The sequence below is a fragment of the Kocuria sp. CPCC 205261 genome, from assembly GCF_040981025.1.
In the GTDB taxonomy this organism is placed as follows: domain Bacteria; phylum Actinomycetota; class Actinomycetes; order Actinomycetales; family Micrococcaceae; genus Kocuria; species Kocuria marina.
On the sequence record NZ_JAVKPU010000004.1, the window covers coordinates 193,311 to 200,743 of the forward strand.

Genomic DNA, 7,433 nt, shown 5'->3' on the forward strand with positions numbered 1-7,433 from the left:
CCGGACCGGCGCGGCCCGCGGACGTGGTCGCCGCACCGCGGCGGCCTCGCCGCACGGTTACCATCACCGCAGGAGGCCAGATGAGTACCGCACCCGGGGTGAGCGGCGACGCCGTCACCACAGCGATCCGCCTGTTGGCTGCGCAGGGTTACGACGCCACCACCGTGGACCAGCTCGCGCACGCCACGGGGGTCAGTCGCGCCACGTTCTTCCGCAAGTACGGGTCCAAGGAGGACATCGTGTTCGCGGATCACGCGTCCAACCTGGAGCGGCTGGAGCAGTTGCTCAACCGCCCGTACCTCACCGCCCAGGCGGGGGTGAGTGAGGGCGTGCAGCTCGTGTTTCGGTACAACCTGGACCACGCGGACCGTGCGCTCGCACGACACCGACTGCTGCAGCGGGTCGAGGCGTTGCGGGACCGGGAGCTCGCCACATCCCACCGGTACGAGCGGGTGTTCCGGGAGTTCCTGCGCCGCGTCTTGCCGGACGGCCCCGACCGGCGGGTCACGGCGATCTCGTTGGCCTCCGCCATCGTGGCCGTGCACAACGCCTACCTGCGCACGTGGTTGCACGATCCCCAGGCCTCGGACGGCGAGCGGCTGGCCGCGGGACTCAATCGGCGCATCGCGTGGTTGTGCACCCTTTTCGGGCTCTCGTTCGTTCCCGGGCGCCCGGTTCAGCAACTTCGCTCCGCGGACGACGGTGCTGGCACGGCGCCCGTGGTCGTCATCGTCCCCGAGGGGGTCGACGCGCGGGACGTCGCCGAGCGGACGGCGCGCTCGGTGTACGAGGCCCTGGCCCCGGGCGGCGTGCAGCTCGCGCGGGATGCCCGGCCCGGTGGGGAGCAGGACGCCTCCGAGGGCGGCGGGTTCGCCGGGGCACGACCCTCCGGCGAGGTGCGTGTCCCCGCGGCGGATCAGTCCGCGCGTCGCTCAGACACGAGCACCGCGTAGACGAGTTCGTCGCGCCACTCGCCCAACTGGTAGTGGCTCTCCCGCAGGGTCGCCTCCTGGCGCATGCCCACGCGCTCGCAGACCTTCGCGGACGCCACGTTGAGACTGTCCAGGCGCGCGAAGACGCGGTGCGCGCCGAGGTGCTCGAACGCGGCGTCGACGGCGGTGCGCGCGGCCTCCGCGGCGTACCCCTTGCCCGTGTGGTCCGGGTGCAACGCCCAGCCGATCTCCACCTGCGCGGACTCCGCGTCCACGAGGGTCAGCACGATCTCGCCCACGAGCTCGTCGGAGTCGTGAGGGGAGATCGCGACCCGCAGGCTGTCGCCGTCGGAGGACCAGGACCCGGGTTCGCGATTGGCCTCGACCGTCCTGATCACGTGGTCCATGTCGCGGGGTTCGCGCCATGCATGCATGGCGTAGTCCTCGCGGGACTGGTAGGAGTGCATGGGCTCGATGTCGGCATCGGTGGGCCAGCGGAAGCGCAAGCGGTCCGAGTGCAGCGGCAGCTGGAGAGTCACCGGATCAGCCTATCCAGGACGCACCGGGCATCCGGGGGCCGGGTGACACTGAATGTCTTGACGTGAGACGCAGTCTCACGTCAGACTGTTCTCGCGATACTGTGGGCCACACCACCTTTCGCCCAGACACAGGAGCCAAGCGTGAGCGAACAGACCTTCCCGTCCACCGTGACCATCGACGTGACCCGTCCCGTCCTGCCCGGGCGGGAACGACCGATCGCCCTGGTGTCCCTGGGCTCCACCGAGCCCAACGGGCTCGTCATCTGGGGTTCGGAGGCCATGCGCGAGTTGCGCCGGGAGCTCTCGGCCATTGACACCTCGCAGGTCGAGGCCGTGGTGGTCACGGGCAACGAGAAGTCGTTCGGTGCAGGCGCCAATCTCAAGGAGATCCGCGCCGCACAGTTCGACGGGGGTTCGGAGGACTACATCGGCTCCGGGCACGAGGCCTTCGGCGTCCTGGCGGAGATGCCCGTTCCCACGTTCTCGCTCATCACGGGAGTGGCCCTCGGCGGCGGTCTGGAACTCGCGCTGCACACCGATTTCCGCCTGGCCACGTCCGGCAAGGCACCCATGGGTCTGCCCGAGTGCCGGCTGGGCTTCTTTCCGGGCTGGGGCGGCGTCTACCTGCTGCCGCACCTGGTGGGCGCTGAGGCGGCACTGAACATCATCGTCACGGACTCCATGCGCGGGCGGAACCTCAAGCCCGCCAAGGCCGCGGAGATCGGTCTCGTGGACGCCGTCCTGGACGCCGCCCCCGGCACGGACGAGTGGGAGACGGCGTGGCAACGCTGGGTCGTGGAGGCACTCGAGGGCAAGCACGAACCGCGCCGCGCCGCCGACGACGAACAGACTTGGCAGGCCGCCGTGGACAAGGCTGCCGCCAAGGCCCACGCCGCGTGGCACGGTGCCGCTCCCGGCCCGGTGGCCGCGATCGACCTCGTGGGCCGTGCGCGCACGGACACCCGCCAGGCCAACGGTGCCGCCGCGGTCCAGCTCTTCAGCTCGATCGTGCAGTCCGACGCCGCCCGCGCGTCCCTGTACGCGTTCGAACTCGTGAGCGCCCGCAGCAAACAGGCCGCGAACGTCCCGGACGCTGCCGTGCGCCCGATCAAGAAGGCGGCGGTGATCGGCGCGGGACTCATGGCGGGTCAGCTCGCGTCCCTCCTCGCCCAGGGCGCCCGGGTCCCCGTGGTGATGACCGACCTCGACGACGAGCGCCTCGCCACGGGCGTGCAGCGCACCCGCGACCGCTTCACCGCCCAGGCCGAGAAGGGCCGCATGAGCGCGGAGCAGGCGGAGCAGCTCGGTTCCCTGATCTCGGGGGCCGAGAGCCCGCAGGACCTCGCGGACGCGGACTTCGTGATCGAGGCCGTCTTCGAGGAGCTCGAGGTGAAGCGGCAGGTCTTCGCGCAGTGGGAGCCCGTGATCCGCGAGGACGCGATCCTCGCGACTAACACCTCGTCCCTGTCCGTCACGGCCATGGGCCGGGACCTGAAGCACCCCGAGCGGCTCGTGGGCTTCCACGTGTTCAACCCGGTGGAGGTCACCCCGCTGCTCGAGATCATCTCCGCGCAGCAGACGGACGACTCCACCCTGGCCACCGCGTTCGACCTCGCCGCCAAGCTGCGGCGCATCGCGGTGCGCGTGGAGGACGCCCCGAGCTTCGTGGTCAACCGCGTGCTGACCCGCATGTTCGACGAGATTGGCCGCGCCATGGACGCCGGTGGCGATCCGGAGACCGTGGACCACGCCCTCGCCCCCATGGGGCTGCCCATGACACCGCTGCAGCTGCTCGACTTCGTGGGCCCGGCCGTGCTCGTGCACATCACGCACACCATGAACGACGCTTACCCGGACCGGTTCACCCTCTCCCCGTGGCTCGACGCCGTCGCGGACGCCGGTTTGACCCACACGCTGCCCGCGCGCGGCGAGACCTCGCAGACCTACCTCTCGCCCGAGGCCCACGATGCACTCGAGCGCACGCGGCAGGAGAGCGGCGTTGCGGCGTCGTCGGACGACGGCGCCGGGGGAGAGCTGCTCACGCGCGTCCAGGACGCGCTCGCGGACGAGATCGGGCACATGCTCGACGAGGGCGTGGTCGCCTCCGCACGGGACGTGGACCTGTGCATGATCCTGGGCGCCAACTACCCGTTCCACCTGGGCGGCATCACCCCCTACCTGGACCGCACCGGCGCCGCCGAGCGCGTCCGCGGTCGGCGTTTCGACGCCGCCCAGCAGTAACCCCTGATCGCGAAGGACCAGTCATGACCACTGAGAACACGGCACCCACCTCGGAGAACTTCCCCGCGGGCACGCTGGAACCGGAATACACGCTCACCGAGGCCCTGGGAACGGACGAGGCGGGGGTCTTCACGGACGTCTCGGACGAGGACCGCGCCCACTGGATGCGCGCCCGGTCCTTCGTGCAGGAAGACGTCCTGCCCGTGATCGCCCGGTACTGGGACGAGAGCGAGTACAACCTGGATCTCGTGACCCGGATGGGCGAGCTGGACCTGCTGCGCGACGGCGTGGCGGTCCCGGGCATGGACAACATGTCCAAGCTCGCCGCGGGTCTCGTGACCATGGAACTGGCCCGCGGGGACGGATCGGTGTCCACCGTGGCCGGTGTGCAGGGTGGCCTGGCCATGCGCTCGATCGCCATGTGCGGCAGCGACGAGCAGAAGGACCGCTGGCTCCCGGACATGGCCGCGGGCAAGCTGCTTGGTTCCTTCGCGCTCACCGAGCCGGCCCACGGTTCGGACTCGATCGGCCTGGAGACCCGAGCGACCCCCGTGGATGGCGGCCACGTCCTCAACGGTGAGAAGAAGTGGATCGGCAACGGGTCCATGGGCGGGATCACCGTGGTGTGGGCCCGCAGCGACGAGGACGGCGCGGTCCACGGTTTCGTGGTGCCCCAGGACTCCGAGGGCTACACGGGTACCACCATGCGCGGGAAGCTCTCCCTGCGGGCCATCCACCAGGCCCAGATCCGCATGGAGAACGTGTTCGTCCCCACCGAGAACGTCCTGCCGAACGCCCGCTCCTTCCGGGACACAGCCTCGGTCCTCTTCGCGACCCGCATCGGCGTGGGGTGGGCCGCGGTGGGTCACGCGCAGGCGTGTTACGAGACCGCGGTCCAGTACGCGGCGCAGCGCGTGCAGTTCGGCCGTCCGCTCGCGGCGTCGCAGATCGTGCAGGAGCGCCTGGCCCGCATGCTGAGCGAGCTCACCTCCATCCAGACGCTCGTAATGGCGATGACCCGCAAGGAGGAGGCCGGGACCCTGACCGGGCACCAGGCCTCGCTGGCCAAGTACACGGCCACCCGCACGGCACGCCAGGTCGCAGCCAACGCTCGCGATCTGCTCGGCGGAAATGGCATCCTGTTGGAGAACCGTGTTGCACGTCACTTCGCGGACGTGGAAGCCGTGCACACCTACGAGGGGACAGAGACGGTGCAGGCCCTGATCATCGGCAAGTCGATCACGGGATTCTCCGCCTACAACTGATCCGCTCATGCCCACACGGCCCGGTTCGCGCCCGTCCGGCGCGTGCCGGGCCATGACCGTTCAGGAGCACCATGTTCGCGAACACCGAGCCGCTGACCCCGTTGCGCTTCCTCGAGCGCAGCGCCGAGGTCTTCCCCGACCGCCCGGCGATCGTGCACGGCTCGCGGGTGTGGAGCTACGAGCAGTTCGAACGAGACGTGCGCCGGTTCGCCACGGCGCTGTTGCCGCTGCTGTCCGGTTCCGACGGCTCGGCGGGCGCTGCTTCCCGGGGGTCCGCTGGATCGGACGACGCCGCTGGGTCGCCCGAGTCCGCCGGGTCGCGTGAGTCCGCCGGGTCAGCGGTCACGGGCGGTTCGCCCGGAACTGCCGAGTCGGGTGACACTGCCGGGTCCGAGCGATCCGCGGGGGCCTCGGGTGAGGGGAACGAATCGTTCCAGGGCGCGGAGCTGCTGGAGTGCTCGTGGCCCACGGTCGCGGTGATCGCGCCCAATCTTCCCGCGACACTCATGGCCCACTACGCCGTGCCGGCGGCCGGGGCGGTGTTGGTGCCGCTCAATCCGCGACTGAGCGCGCGGGAACTGCGCTACATCCTCGAGCACTGCGAAGCCCGCGTGGTGCTCGCGGACACCTCGGTGCTCGAGACCGTCGCACAGGCCCTCGGTGACGGGTCGGACGTGACGCTCGTGCAGATCGACGACCCGCAGGCGGACGTGCACCCCGTTCGCGACGGCGCGGGGTCGGGAGTGCCCACGTTCGAGGAGTTCATGGACGTCGAGCCCGCCCAGCCGGCAGGACCGGGTGCGTCGGGCGGCAACGACGGCGGCGTCGGCTACGGCGTCGCGGACGAGAATGCGCCCATCACCCTGAACTACACCTCCGGCACCACGGGGCGCCCCAAGGGGGTGCTGTACAGCCACCGCGGGGCGTACCTGAACAGCCTCGGGGAGGTGTTCCACAATGGGTTCACCGGCGCCACGCGGTACCTGTGGACCCTGCCCATGTTCCACTGCAACGGGTGGTGCACCACGTGGGCCGTGACCGCCGCGGGCGGCACGCACGTGTGCTTGCGGGCCGTGCGCGCGGACGAGATCTGGCGCGCGTTCGACGAGCAGGGCATCACCCACCTGTGCGGCGCGCCGGCCGTGTGCTCGATCATCGTGGACGCCTCGGAGGCTCACCCACTCGAACACACCATCAGGATCACGACCGCCGGGGCCCCGCCCGCGCCGAGCATCATCGAGCGGCTGGAGAGCGCGGGCTTCGACATCGTCCACGTGTACGGGCTCACCGAGGTCTTCGGCCCCATCACCATTTGCGAACCCCAGGAACAGTGGCGTGAGCTCTCGCCCCGGGAGCGGGCGCAGCAGATGTCCCGGCAGGGCGTGGCCATGATCCAGGCGGAATCCGCCCGCGTGGTGGACGATTCCCTCGAGGACGTGCCGGCGGACGGTACGACCGTGGGGGAGGTGGTGTTGCGGGGCAACAACGTGATGATCGGCTACTACAAGGACGTACCCGCCACGCGGAAGGCATTCGAGGGCGGGTGGTTCCACACGGGTGACCTGGGGGTCATGCACCCCAACAACTACATCCAGCTGCGGGACCGCGCCAAGGACATCATCATCTCCGGTGGGGAAAACATCTCGTCCATCGAGGTGGAGCAGGCCCTCTACTCGCATCCGGACGTCGCGGACGTCGCCGTCGTGGGGGTAGCTCACGAGAAGTGGGGCGAACGCCCGGTCGCGCACGTGGTGCGGGTGAACGGGTCCACGGTCACGGAGGAGGAACTGCGCGACCACGTCCGGAACCAGCTCAGCGGGTTCAAGGTGCCGGACTCGGTCGTGTTCAGTGACGAGCTGCCGCGCACGGCCACGGGCAAGGTGCGCAAGAACCTCCTGCGGGACTGAAGCAGCCACCCGGGCAACGCGATTGCGCGACCACGGCCACGTGATTATGCGGCCGTTGTCTGCGGGCGCGGTTCCAATGCCCGGCGCGGGACGGGCGACGACGCCGCGTGCGAACGCAGCCAGGGGGTGGCGGGCCCACCCCAGGGCCGTTTTGCGCAGTCCCGCGGGCGTGTGTAATGTATTCCGAGTCGCCGCAAGGACGAACAGCGAACCGCTGGTCCGGCAGGCCGACCAGCTACCTCCCCGACTTCCGAACGGCAACGGCGTGCGAACGCCGAGTTGCGAAGGAAACAGGGAACGGATAAGCTAGTCGAGTTGCCGCAAGGACAGCGAAAAGCATTCCGAATCAGCGGCGACCAAAACTTCCAACTCATGGCTCTGAATAAGAGCTTAGGTGTGGTTTGTTGTTTGTCAACTCAATAGTGTGTCTAGTTTGTTGATACCAAAGTTTTTTGTTTTTGGTTGATGGCCTGACAGTCCCCTGGGTGTTTTCCCGTTTCCTGGGGGTGTTGGGTGTCAGCTGGGATCCTGCCCTGGTTCTGCTGCGCT

At 69.4% G+C, this 7,433-nt stretch carries 5 protein-coding genes; 4 read left to right on the plus strand and 1 reads right to left on the minus strand.

The genetic code is table 11. The features are described from left to right. Window positions 1–80: 80 nt before the first annotated feature. Complete coding sequence (locus tag RF646_RS06405; protein WP_144932685.1) at window positions 81–953, plus strand: TetR/AcrR family transcriptional regulator; 873 nt, start codon at window positions 81–83, stop codon at window positions 951–953. Here RF646_RS06405 and RF646_RS06410 read toward each other — a convergent pair. Further along, window positions 917–1,471 carry a GNAT family N-acetyltransferase gene (locus tag RF646_RS06410; protein WP_094067136.1) on the minus strand — a complete coding sequence of 185 codons (555 nt, stop codon included), beginning with the start codon at window positions 1,469–1,471 and terminating at the stop codon, window positions 917–919. The two genes, RF646_RS06405 and RF646_RS06410, sit on opposite strands and share 37 nt — an antisense overlap. A gap of 141 nt (window positions 1,472–1,612) precedes the next feature. Here RF646_RS06410 and RF646_RS06415 point away from each other — a divergent pair, with 141 nt between their 5' ends. The 3 genes from RF646_RS06415 to RF646_RS06425 all read left to right on the plus strand — a co-directional run bounded on the left by RF646_RS06415 (window position 1,613) and on the right by RF646_RS06425 (window position 6,884). Continuing rightward, window positions 1,613–3,712: a 3-hydroxyacyl-CoA dehydrogenase NAD-binding domain-containing protein gene (locus tag RF646_RS06415; RefSeq protein ID WP_206479144.1), complete on the plus strand. Its 2,100-nt coding sequence runs from the start codon at window positions 1,613–1,615 to the stop codon at window positions 3,710–3,712. A 23-nt stretch (window positions 3,713–3,735) separates the two neighbouring features. Beyond that, window positions 3,736–4,977, plus strand: a complete 1,242-nt coding sequence (locus RF646_RS06420; protein ID WP_098055340.1) for an acyl-CoA dehydrogenase family protein — start codon at window positions 3,736–3,738, stop codon at window positions 4,975–4,977. Between the two features lie 71 nt (window positions 4,978–5,048). Continuing rightward, window positions 5,049–6,884: an AMP-binding protein gene (locus RF646_RS06425; RefSeq protein WP_167318931.1), complete on the plus strand. Its 1,836-nt coding sequence runs from the start codon at window positions 5,049–5,051 to the stop codon at window positions 6,882–6,884. Window positions 6,885–7,433: the final 549 nt, after the last annotated feature.